The following is a 16,707-nucleotide window of genomic DNA, read 5'->3' as shown; positions in this document are numbered from 1 at the left end:
GAAAGGCTCTTTTCATTACGAAGAAACGCCTTCTTTCATTTGAAGAAGGCGTTTCCTTTATTCCAAAGTCATGGTTACTTGCTCTTCTGAAGAGCGTGTGGAGGCTTTCAACTTATAATTTCGTCATGTGATAGCCCATGGTCTTTAATTGCATAGCTGCGCCCATGGTGTAAAGTTGATGGAGTGCTGCTACATAAGAGTGGAAAGCCTCTGGACTACCAGGAGCTAATCCTAAATGATGAAGGAGACTATTTGTTCGTGCGGCACATTCGCCTACAACACTTGCTAACCGTTGATGATCTTCGGCTGAGAGAAGTAGGACTTTCTCACAAATATAGTCGTCCATGTGGTCATAATCAATGCGGTCACGAAGATAAGTATAGAGGTTTTCCACCTTATTATATAGTTCCCAATCTTCATCCCAATACTTGGCAACAGCCATACCAACATACATCATCCAGCCTAAGGAGACTGTGGGATAAGCTGAAAACTCCCTTGTTCCGTCTGGTAAATACGCCTGGGCAATCTCCAGCCATTTCCCTTCAATATCAATAGCATCTGGTAACATCTCATCCACAAGACCATGTTCTTGCAGATAGCTTACCAAGTTATTCTTAAACTTCTCTTCGTTAGGATATTGTAATTCTGTCGTTTCCATTATGCTTATTGTTTGATATGCAAAGTTACTAAATAGCTTTGAGACATTGGTTGGGAATCATTAATTAATGGCAAATTAACTTCTTCGTGAAATCTCCTTTATCGGTAGTCACCTTTATAATATAGGCTGATGGAGCTAGTGGAATGGCAACTCTATCTCCCTCATTAATCGTTTGATGGAGAAGAAGTTGCCCATTAATCGTATAGATATCAACGTGTTTTAAACCACTATGTGTTACCTCTAACAGTCCATTGAAATAGCTGATTTGCTCTTTAGAATGTAATTCGTCAATGCCATTAGGCGTTGGAATGTAAGATCCATTGACGATAGAGACGAGTAGGGGAGAAGCCTTTCTTGGCCATAAATCTAGCTCCTTACCATCTATATTAGCGATGAGGGCTAATCGATATTGCCGATGATTGATGAGCTTTAAGTCCTTGTCTTTCAGCCATCCACTCATGATGGTAACACCATCCGAGGCGTTCGCTAGATTGATACTATTCGGGTAAGTCGATAGCGGAATATGCTCTTTAGTTTCGTTATCTATAAGAGTTAATATGACAGAACCATTGTAATTCGCATCCTCCTTGGCGTAAATAAGGCATCCAACTTTGATGAGTCCTTCTCGACGAACATCTATATTAGAACTCTCGATGGACTCTTGTGCATTGTTCTGAACAAATCCAAACGCATTAGAAAGGAGTTCCTGAGAGCGGTCAACCTTTATGACATCAATGTAACAAGGCTCTATTTGATTCACATCACCTACTATACAAGTCTCATCACTATAGTCGCTTGTTATGGTTGCACGCAGTCGGTAATGCCCTGGGAGGAGGTTATCTGGAAGTGAAAGAAGTAGGTTTAAACGGGTTGTTGCAAAGTCATCAAAGTCGACACTCTTAGTAGTATGCGTATAAACTGATTGGTCTTTATCGTTTAAGAAGTCTAGTTGTATCTTACCATCGAAAGGCTTAGCACATAACTTACGAATGGCAAGATGAAGTCTAAAGTCGCTGCCCGCTTGCACCTCCCCATCGGTTGTTGGCAATGAAGCAAACTGGAAGGAAGCATCTAAAGAAGGCTTTTCACGATAAGTGATATTAGCCCCTTTAACCTCGAAAACATAGCGTGGAGCCTTCTTTATCATCACCCATTCGCCCCATTCTCCATTGTCTTTTCGGGCACAGACAATAGGTGAGAGAGAGTAGACACCATCGTGAAGTCTACTTAAATCAATCGTGAAGGTGACATCTTGAAAGACGAGTCCTCCAGATACAATCTTACCTTCATTCATCTTAAAATACTCCTGAGTATAACCACCTTTGCTATGACTATCTGATGGAAAAACAGCTATTGTCTGTCCTTGTTCATCATAGATACCAACTCCAAAGTCGCCTTGGAAAGGTATAGAACTTTGATTTGTAAAGTTCTTATAGGCTATTTCCTTCTGTTCTAAAGTGGTTGGTTCACCGCCTATAAAGTGCAGATCAGCTTCGTTATTAAAGGCAATGTTAGGTGCTTCCTCACGCAATTTGTAATCAATCTTAGCCACTCCTGCTTTATTCGGATGGGCTAGGATGATGATTAATTGCTTCCCGAAACTCAACGCATTACCATTAAATTCCTTGCCAGAAGAGCTTATGTTTAAGGCTCTTAACGAATAATAGCCATCCGCCTGACCACCCCAACCAAAGTTCATGTGTATCAAGTCATTACGATCAAAGCCGTCGGCTACCCACGCATGACCGCTTCTGCCACCTCCAGGATTGCCTGATATATAAAGAGGAAAACCATTGCGTAACTCATTCTTAATTATCTCGGTGAATTGTGCAATGCCCTCATCTCCCTTGGCAATCATTGTTGCGTCATAATTAAAATACGTACGAAGTGCATTCAAAGCACTACCATTTTGAGCACTACTTCCACTATTGGAATATTGCATATTAACCGCTACACCAACATCACTCATTAGGTGAGCAACGGCATTGGCTTGCGCTTCGTTGTAGTGTCCATAACGATAGTCATTGTCCATTAAGTCCCACTGATAGACTGATTTAGAGAAGTCCGCAGAATGTTGCTGTTGGTCAATTGTCGTTGTATAGGTATGTTGTCCTCTACCAACAATAGGCCATTGATGATAGAACATCAGCTGTGACATGGCGGTTGCAACGCATCCCGTGTAATAGCCAGTGTACTTATTATAAGGTGATTCTTGGCTCCAATGAGAGTGGAGGAGAGGCTTGATTTCATCTTGTGAACTAGTTGTCTGGGATGAATATGCAGCCGTAGAAAGCTTTGAATTATTATTAAGTTCTTTGTAAACCTGGCGGTATTCGTGGAGAAGATAGGCTACTTCTGGATTCAACCGAGTTGTATCCAGGTTTGCTTCATGGCTATATGCTAATACTTGCCCCATGGCATCGTTGCCTGCAACAATTACGAATCCTTTGCCCTTGGAGTCGTTATATATATAATAAGGTGTACTTGCTTGTTTATATGGTAGACTTGAGGTGACGGCTGAAGAGCTTCGTGTAAGAATCTTACGCTGGGTCTTTTTGTCTATAGTGACATAACGCCTTGCGATGTTAAGAGCCTCTGTAGGGGTAATGTTATCAGCATACAAGTTTGAAGAAAACGATAACATCATGCAAAGACAAGTAGTAATCATTCTCATTGCTAAGCATCTTTTCTTATTTGTCGAACTGTTAACCTGTATCCAGGATATCAATTTCTTCGTTTCTAAAAGGCTAATTATTTCCTTTTGAAAATTAATCTTCTTGATTTGTGAAAACGTTTTCGTCATATTTTTAAATACATCATCTTTCTTTGATAAATGCCTTTTTTATACTTAATGAAGGTTTCATTTCCTTTCGATAAATGGCTTCTTTATACTTTATGAAGGTCTCATCTTTCTTCGATAAGTACTTTCTTAATACTTTGGGTAAGTATTATCTTCTTCAGAGAAAAATATCATTTTAAACTGATAGTATCATTAAGTTATCTACAAAGTTACACTTTCTTTTTCACATAACAGCCTTTCTTCATCAACAATGACAACCTTAAAGCACAAAAGGAGAGCCTTCTTTTACTCTATTTATCATAACTGCCATTATTCTTAAAAAGCATCTTCTTGAATAATGAGAGGTATTACTTCTTGTTACGATATTCGTTTGGTGTAAGTCCAGTTCTACGTTTAAAGAACTTACAAAAGGCACTGCTTGAAGAGAAATTGAATGAGGATGCAAGTTGTTTAAGCGTTTTATTTGAATTTCTAAGGGCTACTTGCATAGAGACAGTGAGTGAATTTTCAATCCATTCACGGGCAGTTTCTCCTGTTTCCGATTTGATAATAACACCGAGATAATGCGGAGTTACACATAAATTATCCGCATAGAACATAATTTCATGTTCCTTCTTTGAATACTTACTAATAAGGTGTACGAATGCTTCTGTAAGTCGCTTGGTTCGCGGCTTATACTTCATTTCAGCCTCTTGATAGTACTTGTAGAAATGATAAACAAATTGCATTAACGATAGAAAGAGTGCATCAATTACCTTCGTATCCAATGCTTCACAAGAAGACAACTCATGTAACAATACAAAATAACTATGCCAAATGTTGAAGTTGAGCTTTGTTAATTGCCAAACAAAGATTTCTCCAGGTGATAAGAACAGCTTAGGTAAAGAGGCAGAAAAGACTGCTTTAAGGTAATCCTTGCGTATGGCAATTCTTTCCAAGACGATATCTTCAGAGGAAGAAACATTTACCATGACTGCTCCCCAGTTCACAAACAAGAGGTCACCAGCATTACAAACGTATTCATTGTTGTTTAACTGTATTTTAAATGATCCTTGCCTCACAACGTCAATATGTGTAAACTGAGATGGAAGTGGCGGGGTTCTACCTTCCATTGAAAGGAATGGTGATTTGTGCAAAACTGATATTGAGAACTTTGCACCAGCCTTATCAAGACCAATCCTCGTTACTGTGTCACATTCTAAAGGGTCTTTAAAATTATTGTTAGGGTATATATTTATCATGCTTTTAGTTTCAGTTTAAAGCTTTTAAAAGTTTTGTTTTAAAGGTACAAATAAGTATTTAAACAATAAGGATAATTAATGATAATTAACCAAAAAGACCTTTGTAAGCTATGTGGAGAGCTTTTTATTCTTAGTTTAAGCATATATGGTTGCCTTAGAGAAAGTATTAAGAAATTATCTAACAATTAATGACTTATATAACGCTAAAATCTCCCCTCTTTTATATCCAATATACAGGGGTAACGAAAGAAAGGTTTAAGAAAGAGTAAAATTACGCTTATTTTAATAGTAAATACTTGTTTATATGAATGATGATGATTATCTTTGCAGCCAGTTCAAAGGTTACATTACTTCGGAATTATGTGTACGAATGAATGATATAAACTGATAAAAGAAAGATAAATAAGGATAAATTCAATTGTAACAGATATAAGGACAACGTTAGTCCGTCTGTTTAATTGTGATATAAACAAAGGCTGTGTAGTAGCAAGAAAAGCGCAAGTAGTTATTGCTAATCACGCTTTAAGATATACAGGTTAGTTTTTTTAAAGGTAAAGGATAACACACTTGTTCTGGTTTTATGACTATTAATAAAATATTACCAGAAGCTTACAGCGCATCCTGATTCCACGTGAGTGGAATCAGGATTTTTGCTTTCTTCCTCTCTCCTATCCCTCTTCTCATTTTTCTTCTTTGCTTACAAGCAATGAAATAGTATATACTTTTTTATATTGGAGATGTTTTTTTTTCGTGAAAAGTTTGGAGATTTACGTTTAAGTCTATACTTTTGCAATCCGTCTGAAGGGCTTTTATCCATACAGATATGCCAAAAAAACAAATTGATAGAGTAACATATATATGAAGCGACAAGGACAATCATTATCATTAAAGAATCTTACGAAGAGTAATGTTTGGGACATTCAGGAAAGCGATGTCTTCCGCCTTTGGGCGCAAGCAGAGCGTGATGCAGACTTAAAGGATAACGAGCATCACTATATTGACGTGCTTAAAAGCGCCTTCATTATAGAAGAGGTAAAGGTAGATAAGCCTGAAGTTATAAAGAAGTATGAGGCTCGTGGCTGTCAAGTAGGTACGATAAGACTTGATGAAGGTACTGTTGTGAAGTGGGCATTGAAGAAGAAACCAATCCTTCGAATCACTGATTTGACATGGGAGAACATACATCATATATCTGCCCAAAAGCTCATTGAGGTGTTAGAACGTAATTTTGGTGGTGGTTGGGAAAGTCTCCCTCAAAGTGTACAAGACATAATTCAAAGTGGATTTGATATTAGTACAACTACCCTTCCTACTGATCGTTTAAAGAAGCCAGGAGGTCTGTATGATAAAAAGACTGCTGATGGTTTTGAAGTATTGGAAATCTCAAAGGGGTCATGGACTGAGGCTATCTTTGCAAAAGAAAAGCCAATGGCAGCTGTTAATCACATTAAGTTCTCTCAAGCAGACGAACTAGAAAGTGATGAGGAGGAATTTGATAATTATGATGAAGATGAGGACTTGTCAAAGGATATAAAATCATCAGATGAAGAGGATGATGACGACTTTGATGATGATAAATTGACGGAAGAAAGTTATCGCACAACATTCGATACGAATCCTGAAGAGCTGGAAATACAAGCAGAAGAAGTCGGAGAAGAAGATGACTTTTAAGTTCTCTCCACCTTATTTATATAATGATAAAACAAAAGAAGACCTTATTGAAGCAAATTCAATAAGGTCTTCTTTCATTCTGTTTGTAATATTCTACCTTAATCTTGTTGGCAATTACATTAACTTCAAACCTGCTTCTGTAATGCCCAAAGCACATGTCTAGACTCTATTAGCTACGTTTAATCTTACGAGCAAGAGCCTCACGACGTGCATTTTGAATCTGTAGGAAACGAGCATCCATGCTGCTATCGAATTCCTTGTTCATTGCAATAAGCTTGTCCATAATCTATTTGTTATCTTAAACACAACGTGCTGCAAAGATACACTCTTTCAATCAATTAGCAATAAACAAACCTCATTTTTTATCGACTAAGATTATATTTTTGATGGTTGTCAATCATCTTGATTAAAATCAATAATGCTGGATTAAATCTATAAATCAAGTAATATTATACCAATATGTAGGCTAATTGTCGTACCTTTGCAATGAATTTCGAGTTAAAATAAGTAATAACAGCAGAGCCAAAGGGGCTTCTGCACAAAGAAGAAAGGAAAATATTATGTTAACATTTGGTATTGTAACAATCGTTGCAGCACTACTTGCTGAGGTTTTAATTGTCTCTAAGAAGATTAATCTTGACTAGCAAGAGTATAGGAGGAAGAAATCAAGTAAATAGTCATATACCGCTACATTATAGTGAGCTGGTTGATGATAATAAGTTTAAGAGCCGATACATTAATTAATGTGTCGGCTCTCTTTTTATTAAAGTTATATGAAATATCAAAGAATATCAAGGTCAGCTAGTGCCTTCTTTGCTATCATCTCCATCTCATTACCTAATTCACAGAAACTTAAAACACAATTAAATGCAGCGTGCTTCAGTGCTATGTTTTCTCCAGCAAGAGTTGTATGAGCTTGATCGAGGAACTCATTAATACCTCTTTCATTTGGTTCCATGCCCTTTGCAAATAGTCTTGCTAATAATTGATAACCACAGAGTTGATACATATCCTTGTCTGATGCAATCCATTGATAAGCCAAAGCTGGAGCAAAGTTGAGGTGTTGAAGAAGGTTGAAAGCCAATAGTTCTGCCATTTCTTGTGTTCGTAAGCGCTCCATCCACACGTCTACCAAATCTTCCGACATACGTTCTGCAGGCATAATTAGCGTTGCCAGTACTTGACACTCACGTATTTCTTCTTTCCAAAGTTCAATAGCAAGGTCATAATCCTTACCATATTCCAGAGCCATCTTTTGTAGTTCCGGTACTGGTACGCCCCAGTTTATTTTATATGATAGTCCTTTCTCACGCATTGATTGTGATGCTACACCATTCATCAATAGGCGGAAGGATTGTTTAATTTGCATTAGTTTCTCGTGTGTCTGATCAGTCATCATTGTCTTATTATATAATATGTATCGGATTAAACTTTTGTTCACTTCATTGGACATAGATATCCTATCTCAAATTAAAGCTCTACAAATTTACAAGAAAAAAAGCAATTATTAATTATTTCTTCTTCGTTTTTCTCATAGTAGATTCAGTTCCTATTGTTCTCTAAAAAGCCCAATATAGTTTTAAAAGTGGTTGTTGTCACTTTTAATATATGTAACAATTGTTTTATAATCAACACCTTATGAATGTAAATAGTGTGACAGGGATGACAGCAAAAATAAAGCTCTTAATTTGCACTCAACGTTTATTTCTATTTATCTAGTCCTAGATTGAGCATATTCATGTTACTTTATCGCACTTGTGTTTATGCCTAGCACCATACGTGTTTACCATCAACACGATCTCATTGAATGCTCTTCTCAATCGTAAGTATAGGTAAAGGGTGTAACAAATAATTGTTACACCCTTTACCTACTCACCTTTCAATGAGTGATTGAGCTTGACTCTTGGGTTGTCGCCTCACGGCGTCACCCAATCATCTTGCGTCGTTGTTATCCTTTAATCAATCTTATTTATTACCTTAACTAAACCTATCAACTATAATCCTGAACAATCTCTTTTGCTCTACCTTAATACTAAATAACTAAAAACCTAAATCTATTATTACTAACCTAAACAATCTATTCTATTTCTTTTGACGATGCAAAGGTACAATTGTTTGCGTACACAACAAAATAAATCGGCGTTTTTTCTTTAAGAACTTGTATTTATTGATATGAATCAATAGGTTTTACATGAATATTAAAGAATGATGCTTTGAAAGCAACAAATATCCATTTCCCATGAAGACTAGTAGAACCTCACTTCTGTAATAATCATAGAACCAACTGCTGCGTTGAGTTTCTTCACCAGTTCTGACTGCATCATACTAAGATCAGCACGTAAGGCTGGGTTGATAATCTTCACGAATAAGGTTTGATTGCGTATGAATTTCTCTTGTGTATAACGTGCGACAGTCTTACCCACAACCTCCTCCCATGCATCGATAAGGCGTTTTTGTAAGAGAGGAGCTTCGAGTCCTTCCTTCCTTAAGACCTGATTAAGTAAGGTGTCCAAAGTCTGTACTTTCCGTCTGAACATAGCTTTATTCCTTCTTCTCTTTTATTTCTCCCCCTTCAACGGAGAATAATTTATAACTAAAACTACTTCCATGAAGAATCTTATCAAGGTGGTCACGATTAGTATCAGTTATGAATATCTGACCGAAATCATCGCCTGAAACCAAGCGAACAATTTGCTCCACCCTACTGCTGTCGAGCTTATCAAAGATGTCATCAAGCAATAATAAAGGTGTATTATTTCCTGATGTACGACGTAAGAAGTCAAATTGTGCCAGTTTTAAAGCTAACACATAAGTCTTATTCTGCCCTTGACTACCCTCTCTGCGAATAGGATAATCCCCTAACTTCATTACCAAATCATCCTTATGCACACCATGTAGTGAATAGCCCATAATGCGATCCTTTGCTCGATCACGCTGTATAACATCTAATAATGAGCCACGTTGGCAATGCGAAACGTACTCTAATGACACCTTTTCTCGGTTCTCACATATCGTTTGATAAATGCGTTGAAATACAGGAGTAAGCTCTTCCACAAATGCAGCTCGCTTCTTATAAATAGCTTCCCCATACTCTGCCATTTGCATTTCAAGCAATTCCATGAGTGTTGCATCAGGCTCCTCCTCTTGTTTTAAGAGTTTGTTACGTTGTTGTAAAGCTTTATTGTATCTGTTAAGGTCTTCTATGTAAGGTGTATCATATTGAGAGATAACAACATCCATAAGCCTTCTTCGTTCTTCACTTCCACCATCTATTAAGGTTGCATCAGCTGGTGAAACGAATATAAGAGGAACCAAACCGATGTGCATCGAGAGACGTTTATATTCCTTTTTATTACGTTTGAAATGCTTCTTCGAGCCACGTTTCATACCACAATAAACCTGTTCTTTGTCTTCATTATCAGTGGTGTAATCACCTTCCAATACGAAGTAATCGGCCTCATGACGCATCACTTCAGAGTCCTTCGGATTAAAGGCACTCCTGCAAAAGGATAAGTAATAAACAGCATCCAATAGGTTGGTTTTACCCTCACCATTATGCCCTATGAAACAATTAAGCTTTGCCGACAAGTTTAAGGTGGCTGCTTCTATATTCTTATAGTTTATGATAGAAAGTTTGTTTAATTGCATCTTCTTTGTCTTTAATCACACTCTTCTTTCCTCTTATCAATCATCTGCAAAGTTACCCCTTTTCGTATCAATAAAAGAAAAAAGTCGTTGATAAATTTCAATATATCCGACTTTTTCCGTACTTTTGCGACGCTATTATGCACACATATAATATATAAGAAAGAAACAAAACATCATAACTTAAAATGGCAAACAACAAAGAACAGGGTACTTATGAAAATACCCTTAACAATTCTGAAGCCGCATTCTTGAAGTATAAGAAGCAGATTGCTATTGCAGTCATCGCTATTATTGTAATCATTGCGGGTGTTATCCTTTACAAGAATTACATCTCTGCTCCACGCGAGGCAGAGGCTAGTACTGAGCTTGCAAAGAGTCAGACATTCTTCAATGCACAGCAGTATGACAAGGCATTAACTGGCTTTCAGAAGGTACAAAGCGACTACAGTAACACTGATGCAGGTAATCTTGCTAACCTTTATGTGGCTCTTTGCTATGCACATCAGGCTCAACCAAACTGGGCAAAGGCTTTGGAAAATGCAGAGAAGTTTGATACTTCTAATGATGAGATGATTAGCCCAGCCTCACAGATGGCTCTAGGAGACATCTATGCAAACAATAATCAGCTTGACAAAGCTGTTGATTGTTTCAAGAAAGCAGCTGACATGGCTAATGCTCAGGCTGAAGACAACATCAACCTTACCATTGCTCCACTAGCACTCCGTAAGGCTGGTATCCTATTGGAAAGCCAAGGTAAGAAGGCAGAAGCACTTGATATCTATAAGAACATCAAGAAGACTTATGTCAACTCTCCTATCTTCCAGGATATTGACAAGTACATTGAACGTGCTTCTAATTAATCTGTAGCCATGTCAACAGAACTTCATCATCTATCAGACTACAACGAGCAGAATGTTCCAGACGCTAGTAATATGTGCTTTGGAGTTGTCGTTGCAGAGTGGAATCCAGAGATTACTGGAGCATTGCTTGATGGTACTGTACGTACGTTGGAGAAGCATGGTGCTATCCCAGAGAACATTCACATCAAGACAGTCCCTGGTAGTTTTGAGCTTATCTATGGTGCACAACAGATGACAAAGAACGATGGCTTTGATGCTATCATTATCCTCGGAAGTGTCATCAAGGGTGAGACTCCTCACTTCGATTACATCTGTCAGGGGGTTACTTATGGTATTGCACGTTTGAATGCATCGCAGAATATTCCTGTTATCTATGGTCTTCTCACCACAAACGACTTACAACAAGCAAAGGACAGAAGTGGCGGTAGGCTTGGCAATAAGGGTGACGAATGTGCTATTGATGCTATTAAAATGGCTAAGTTCTAGGTATTTTAGTTAATAAGAAATATTGGTTTAAAGGCAACGGAATGTGGGATTACACCACTATCTGTTGCCTTTTTTATTTGTGTTGAGGTCTACTCATTATATTCTCATTGCTCTTTTTGTGGGGAGTGAGATATTTTTTTTGTATATTTGTAATCGATATTCACTCTTGTTGATTACCGACTTTTTATTTCTAAATAGCGTATAATTCTAATTACCCCAATTAAAAACCTATATATGAAAAAGCTGTTGTTTATTACGCTTGCAGTGCTATCTTGCATTACGAATATCAATGCTCTGGTCGTAAAGAATCCCGTTGATTATGTTAATCCATTGGTAGGCACTGCCTCAAAAAGCGAATTATCAACGGGCAACACCTATCCCGCTATAGCATTACCATGGGCTATGAACTTTTGGACAGCACAAACAGGAAAGATGGGGGACGGCTGGACTTACGTTTACAGAGCCGACAAGATACGTGGTATTAAGCAAACACACCAACCTAGTCCATGGATAAATGACTATGGGCAGTTCGCTTTCATGCCCATAACAGGCAGGAAAGTGTTCGACGAGGAAGGGCGAGCTAGCTGGTTCTCACATAAGGCGGAGACTGCTACACCTTATTATTATAAGGTCTATCTAGCCGATTATGACGCAACGGTAGAGCTTTCTCCGACTAGCAGAGCAGCCTCTGTTCGAATCACCTACCCCACTACTAGCGAGGCTTACTTCCTTGTCGATGCTTTCGATAAGGGCTCTTCTGTGACGATACTACCTGACAAACGCACCATAGTGGGCTATACGACAAAGAACAGTGGTGGTGTTCCTGATAACTTTAAGAACTACTTTGTTCTTCGTTTCGACCATGATTTCGTTTATAAAGGATGCCTTTCTGATGGTAAACTAATCGATAATCAGCTTTCTGCAAGATGCAATCATGCGATGGCTGTAGTAGGTTTCCAGACCAAGAAAGGCGAACAGGTAAATGTGCAAGTAGCCTCTTCTTTCATCAGTGAAGAGCAAGCCTTTCGTAACTTAAAGGAGGTAGAAGGAAAGTCTTTCGAGCAAGTAAAGGCTGAAGGAAAGGCTGAATGGAACAAGGTATTAGGGCGCATTGAGGTGGAAGACGATAATGTGGATCACCTCCGCACATTCTATAGTTGTCTTTATCGTTCCGTACTTTTCCCTCGTTCTTTCTATGAGTTTGATGCCGACGGAAAGCCCATTCATTATAGTCCTTATAATGGAAAAGTACTCGAAGGATACCTCTTCACCGATACAGGATATTGGGATACTTTCCGTTCATTGTTCCCCTTGCTCAACCTTATCTACCCTTCTATGAATGAGAAGATGCAGGCAGGTTTAGTCAATGCTTATCGAGAGAGTGGATTCTTACCAGAGTGGGCTAGCCCTGGACATCGTGACTGTATGGTCGGGAATAATTCTGCTTCTGTGGTGGCAGATGCCTATATCAAGGGACTTCGGGGTTATGACATTGAAACGTTATGGAAGGCGGTTGTGCATGGAGCTAACGCCGTTCACCCCACTATCAGTTCGACAGGGCGTAAAGGATTTGAGTATTATAATCGATTGGGATATGTGCCTTATAATGTGGGTATTAACGAAAGTGTAGCACGCACCTTGGAGTATGCTTATGACGATTGGTGTATCTATCAGTTCGGATTAAAGCTAGGGAAGAGTGCCAAGGTACTGCAACCTTTCAAGGAGCGAGCCATGAACTATAAGAATGTATTTGATAAAGAGACTTGCTTAATGCGTGGTCGTAATGCGGACGGGAGCTTTCAGAAGCCCTTTAACCCATATAAGTGGGGAGATGCATTCACGGAAGGTAATAGTTGGCACTACACCTGGAGCGTGTTTCATGACCCGTCTGGTTTGGCACAACTGATGGGTGGTTACGATAAGTTCAACACGATGTTGGACAGCGTATTTAACCTACCGCCTATATTCGACGATACCTATTATGGCTTCACTATTCATGAGATTCGTGAGATGCAGATAATGCACATGGGCAACTATGCACATGGTAATCAACCTATCCAACACATGATTTACTTGTATGATTATAGCGGTCAACCATGGAAGACACAGTACTGGATTCGTGAGGTTATGAACCGATTATATACTGCACAGCCTGATGGTTATTGCGGTGATGAAGACAATGGTCAGACTTCTGCCTGGTATGTTTTCTCGGCCTTAGGATTCTATCCAGTATGCCCTGGAAGTACGCAGTATATGATAGGAACACCCTATTTTCACAAGGCAAAAATACATCTAGAAAATGGTAAAATAATCACCATCAATACGGATAAAAACGATGATAATAATCGCTTCATACAGCGTATAATGATGAATGGACAGCCTTATCAGCATTATTATTTGGAGCACAATAAACTAAAAGATGGTGTTTCCATCGATTTCATGATGGGTGATAAACCTTGTAAGTAATGTGCTGGTGATAGTAAGACTCTAACTACATTCAAAAGACAAGAGCCTCCTTTGTATAGCAAGGGAGGCTCTTCTTGTATCAAGGAGAGCCTTGCTTCACAGCAAGGAAACGCCCTCTTTGTTTCAGATAAAAGTCTAATTCCATTGTGACAGATAGATTTATGCAGAGGCTGATACCCTTGTTTGTTCGCTCATACAGCCCTACTTCTTAACCAAATTCTTGTTTCTCTGAAGTTTTGTAGCTGTCCGCATATTTGTAAAACTAGTGTGTTTCTTTATCATTATAAACCTTTTCTTATAAACAAAAAAGCCTTCCCCAATATTAGGGAAGGCTTCTGATTCTTTACTTAAATTAGATGATTAATTTATCCAACCATGCTCTTGAGATCCTCATCAACAGTTGTGATACCACCGAGTCCGAAGTTCTCAACAAGTACATTTAGTACGTTTGGAGATACAAAAGCAGGGAGCGTAGGCCCGATATGGATGTTCTTAATGCCAAGATAAAGTAGTGCCAAGAGAACGATAACAGCCTTCTGCTCATACCATGCGATGTTAAACTCGATAGGAAGATCATTGATGTCGTTAGCACCAAAGATCTCTTTTAGCTTCATAGCTACCACTGCCCATGAGTATGAGTCATTACATTGACCAGCATCCAATACACGTGGTATACCATTGATATCACCAAGGTTTAGTTTGTTATACTTGAATTTTGCGCAACCACTTGTTAGTATAACTGTATCCTTCGGGAGGCGACTTGCAAAGTCACGATAGTAGTCACGACTCTTCATTCTACCATCACAACCACTCATCACAACGAACTTACGGATAGCACCAGACTTTACTGCATCAACGACCTTATCGGCAAGTGCGAATACTTGTGCATGTGCGAATCCACCAATAATCTCGCCTTGCTCGATAGCAGTTGGTGCTTTGCAGGTCTTAGCAATCTCAATTACTTCAGAGAAGTCTTTGTGTCCGTTTGCATCAGCTGTAATGTGTTTCCATCCTGGGAAACCTGTTGCATTAGTGGTGAATACACGATCCTTGTAGCTTGCCTTTGGTGAAGGAGGTACGATACAGTTGGTAGTAAATACGATAGGACCATTGAATGTCTCGAACTCTTCCTTCTGTTTCCACCATGCATTACCATAGTTTCCAACAAGGTGCTTATACTTCTTTAATTGTGGATAGTAGTGTGCTGGTAACATTTCACCATGGGTATATACATCTATACCAGTACCTTCTGTCTGCTCCAATAATTGCTCAATATCCTTGAGATCATGACCTGAGATAAGGATTCCTGGGCGATTACCTACACCGATGTTAACCTTTGTCAGCTCTGGATTACCATATGTTGTTGTGTTTGCTTTATCGAGTAGTGCCATTGCATCAACACCATACTTTCCAGTCTCCATAACGGTTGCAAGTAGGGTTTCCATATTAGCATTAGGATTAGAGATAGTCGCTAAGGCCTTCTCTATAAAAGCGATGATTTCATCTTTGCGTTCGTTTAATCGAGATGCATGCTCATAATATGCTGCCATTCCTTTCAAGCCTAGAATGGTTAATTCCTTTAGTGAACGTAGATCTTCATTCTCGGTTCGTAGCACGCCTTCTCGGTTACCTTCTGCCTCGTAATCAGCCTTTTCTCCACCCCATTTAACCTCTGGGTAGTCAGGAAGATTGATGTTTTTTGATGCTGCAAGTTCGAGAAGCTCTCGTTTTAATTGTACTCCTTTATCTACTTTTGCCAATATAGCTTGATCATCAAAGTTAGCATTGGTGATAGTCACGAAGAGAGAGTCAACAATGTAATCACCCACCTCCTGGCTTGTTTCTATACCTGAATTACGAAGCGAATCAGCGATAGTTCCAATGCCACGAGTCACTGCTAGTAATAAATCTTGCCAACGACTTGTGTCTGCCTTCTTGCCACATACACCTTGAATAGTACATCCTGTACCCTTTGCTGTTTCCTGACATTGGAAACAAAACATCTTGTTCTCTGCCATTTTAAATTATTCCTTTGTAATGTTTTAATTTCGTTTTCGACGGCAAAATTATAGACTAATTCATAGCTATTAGGTAACATTTGTGACTTTACAAGGTTAAAGTATATTAAATATTAATCGTTCCTAATATCCCGTATAAGACTTTTTAAGTGTAAAGAAGTACAATGAATGAAATAAAGGGGAACTCCCTATCACACAAAGATATGAGTTATTATCATGTAAATATTTTATTCCTAAGCATTGAAGAAAGTCGTATAATAGTCAGAAAATGAACAACTAAGAGATATTAAAAATTATACTTTGCACTTGACAATATTAATTAAATATACTATATTTGCATTGTAATAACATATTTGGTAACTAAAAATCCACGGATTATGGCTAAGTACAACTTAACTGAAAAAAAGGAGAAGATGGCCGCGTACCGTAGTTTGGTAAGTCCGCAATTGATGGATGAACTTAAGGAGAAAATTCTGAATATCATTCTAATCCAGCAGCGTTATAAAGACAAGAATTATTCTGCGAAACAGCTTGCTGAGGACTTAGGAACTAATACACGCTACATTTCTGCAGTAGTGAATGTAAGGTTTCACATGAACTATACATCGTTCGTTAACAAATTCAGAATAGAGGAAGCTATGGCTTTACTGGTTGACAAACGATATCAGGATCTCAACATGGAAGATATAAGTGACATGGTAGGATTTTCTAATAGACAGTCTTTCTATGCCTCGTTCTATCGTATTAATGGTGTTACTCCTCGTGACTACAAGATGCGTCATCTAGCCCAGCACCCCTCTGAAGAGATGCGATTAAAGAAGCCGCTAAAGAAGTAAAAGGCGGTAAGTATATAATTAAG

The 16,707-nt window shown here is 38.5% G+C and carries 12 protein-coding genes; 5 read left to right on the top strand and 7 right to left on the bottom strand.

What is annotated here, in order from left to right:
• Positions 1-112: 112 nt before the first annotated feature.
• The 3 genes from O3603_RS02985 to O3603_RS02975 all read right to left on the bottom strand — a co-directional run bounded on the left by O3603_RS02985 (position 113) and on the right by O3603_RS02975 (position 4,699).
• On the bottom strand, positions 113-658 hold the full coding sequence (locus O3603_RS02985; RefSeq protein ID WP_155715718.1) for a hypothetical protein: 546 nt from the start codon (positions 656-658) through the stop codon (positions 113-115).
• Between the two features lie 64 nt (positions 659-722).
• Positions 723-3,332 carry a thiol protease/hemagglutinin PrtT gene (locus O3603_RS02980; protein WP_371520417.1) on the bottom strand — a complete coding sequence of 870 codons (2,610 nt, stop codon included), beginning with the start codon at positions 3,330-3,332 and terminating at the stop codon, positions 723-725.
• Between the two features lie 473 nt (positions 3,333-3,805).
• Positions 3,806-4,699 (bottom strand): helix-turn-helix domain-containing protein, encoded by an 894-nt coding sequence (locus O3603_RS02975; protein ID WP_371520414.1) that lies wholly within the window; start codon positions 4,697-4,699, stop codon positions 3,806-3,808.
• An 858-nt stretch (positions 4,700-5,557) separates the two neighbouring features.
• On the opposite strand from O3603_RS02975, the gene O3603_RS02970 reads away from it, so the two are divergent.
• Entirely contained in the window at positions 5,558-6,370 is an 813-nt protein-coding gene (locus O3603_RS02970; protein WP_371520412.1) for a hypothetical protein, read from the top strand.
• Between the two features lie 781 nt (positions 6,371-7,151).
• Here O3603_RS02970 and O3603_RS02965 read toward each other — a convergent pair.
• From O3603_RS02965 to O3603_RS02955, 3 genes are all read right to left on the bottom strand, one after another.
• Positions 7,152-7,766 carry a DNA alkylation repair protein gene (locus O3603_RS02965; protein WP_314571842.1) on the bottom strand — a complete coding sequence of 205 codons (615 nt, stop codon included), beginning with the start codon at positions 7,764-7,766 and terminating at the stop codon, positions 7,152-7,154.
• A gap of 850 nt (positions 7,767-8,616) precedes the next feature.
• A complete protein-coding gene (locus O3603_RS02960; protein ID WP_371520409.1) occupies positions 8,617-8,907 on the bottom strand; it encodes a DciA family protein in 291 nt (96 codons plus the stop codon).
• A 4-nt stretch (positions 8,908-8,911) separates the two neighbouring features.
• Positions 8,912-10,018: a DNA replication and repair protein RecF gene (locus O3603_RS02955; RefSeq protein ID WP_314517458.1), complete on the bottom strand. Its 1,107-nt coding sequence runs from the start codon at positions 10,016-10,018 to the stop codon at positions 8,912-8,914.
• Between the two features lie 185 nt (positions 10,019-10,203).
• Here O3603_RS02955 and O3603_RS02950 point away from each other — a divergent pair, with 185 nt between their 5' ends.
• From O3603_RS02950 to O3603_RS02940, 3 genes are all read left to right on the top strand, one after another.
• Complete coding sequence (locus O3603_RS02950; protein ID WP_009435904.1) at positions 10,204-10,878, top strand: tol-pal system YbgF family protein; 675 nt, start codon at positions 10,204-10,206, stop codon at positions 10,876-10,878.
• A 9-nt stretch (positions 10,879-10,887) separates the two neighbouring features.
• Positions 10,888-11,364, top strand: a complete 477-nt coding sequence (gene ribH / locus O3603_RS02945; RefSeq protein ID WP_009435971.1) for a 6,7-dimethyl-8-ribityllumazine synthase — start codon at positions 10,888-10,890, stop codon at positions 11,362-11,364.
• A 234-nt stretch (positions 11,365-11,598) separates the two neighbouring features.
• On the top strand, positions 11,599-13,830 hold the full coding sequence (locus O3603_RS02940) for a GH92 family glycosyl hydrolase (RefSeq protein WP_371520405.1): 2,232 nt from the start codon (positions 11,599-11,601) through the stop codon (positions 13,828-13,830).
• 365 nt (positions 13,831-14,195) lie between these two features.
• Here O3603_RS02940 and hcp read toward each other — a convergent pair whose 3' ends face one another.
• The gene (hcp, locus tag O3603_RS02935) at positions 14,196-15,848 is read right to left on the bottom strand and encodes a hydroxylamine reductase (RefSeq protein WP_371520402.1); all 1,653 of its coding nucleotides are present in this window, start codon (positions 15,846-15,848) and stop codon (positions 14,196-14,198) included.
• A 377-nt stretch (positions 15,849-16,225) separates the two neighbouring features.
• Here hcp and O3603_RS02930 point away from each other — a divergent pair, with 377 nt between their 5' ends.
• The gene (locus tag O3603_RS02930) at positions 16,226-16,684 is read left to right on the top strand and encodes an AraC family transcriptional regulator (RefSeq protein WP_155715088.1); all 459 of its coding nucleotides are present in this window, start codon (positions 16,226-16,228) and stop codon (positions 16,682-16,684) included.
• Positions 16,685-16,707: the final 23 nt, after the last annotated feature.

The organism is Prevotella sp. 20925_1_30, from assembly GCF_041433025.1.
GTDB lineage: Bacteria > Bacteroidota > Bacteroidia > Bacteroidales > Bacteroidaceae > Prevotella > Prevotella vespertina.
Note: the sequence above shows the minus strand (reverse complement) of the source record. Positions and strands in the feature narration are given on the sequence as shown.

What these genes read in the sequence shown, in the direction of transcription:
- O3603_RS02985 (WP_155715718.1), bottom strand. Translation starts at nt 658, where the DNA reads ATGGAAACGACAGAATTACAATATCCTAACGAAGAGAAGTTTAAGAAT.
- O3603_RS02980 (WP_371520417.1), bottom strand. Translation starts at nt 3,332, where the DNA reads ATGAGAATGATTACTACTTGTCTTTGCATGATGTTATCGTTTTCTTCA.
- hcp (WP_371520402.1), bottom strand. Translation starts at nt 15,848, where the DNA reads ATGGCAGAGAACAAGATGTTTTGTTTCCAATGTCAGGAAACAGCAAAG.
- O3603_RS02950 (WP_009435904.1), top strand. Translation starts at nt 10,204, where the DNA reads ATGGCAAACAACAAAGAACAGGGTACTTATGAAAATACCCTTAACAAT.
- O3603_RS02930 (WP_155715088.1), top strand. Translation starts at nt 16,226, where the DNA reads ATGGCTAAGTACAACTTAACTGAAAAAAAGGAGAAGATGGCCGCGTAC.
- O3603_RS02955 (WP_314517458.1), bottom strand. Translation starts at nt 10,018, where the DNA reads ATGCAATTAAACAAACTTTCTATCATAAACTATAAGAATATAGAAGCA.
- O3603_RS02970 (WP_371520412.1), top strand. Translation starts at nt 5,558, where the DNA reads ATGAAGCGACAAGGACAATCATTATCATTAAAGAATCTTACGAAGAGT.
- O3603_RS02960 (WP_371520409.1), bottom strand. Translation starts at nt 8,907, where the DNA reads ATGTTCAGACGGAAAGTACAGACTTTGGACACCTTACTTAATCAGGTC.
- O3603_RS02975 (WP_371520414.1), bottom strand. Translation starts at nt 4,699, where the DNA reads ATGATAAATATATACCCTAACAATAATTTTAAAGACCCTTTAGAATGT.
- ribH (WP_009435971.1), top strand. Translation starts at nt 10,888, where the DNA reads ATGTCAACAGAACTTCATCATCTATCAGACTACAACGAGCAGAATGTT.
- O3603_RS02940 (WP_371520405.1), top strand. Translation starts at nt 11,599, where the DNA reads ATGAAAAAGCTGTTGTTTATTACGCTTGCAGTGCTATCTTGCATTACG.
- O3603_RS02965 (WP_314571842.1), bottom strand. Translation starts at nt 7,766, where the DNA reads ATGACTGATCAGACACACGAGAAACTAATGCAAATTAAACAATCCTTC.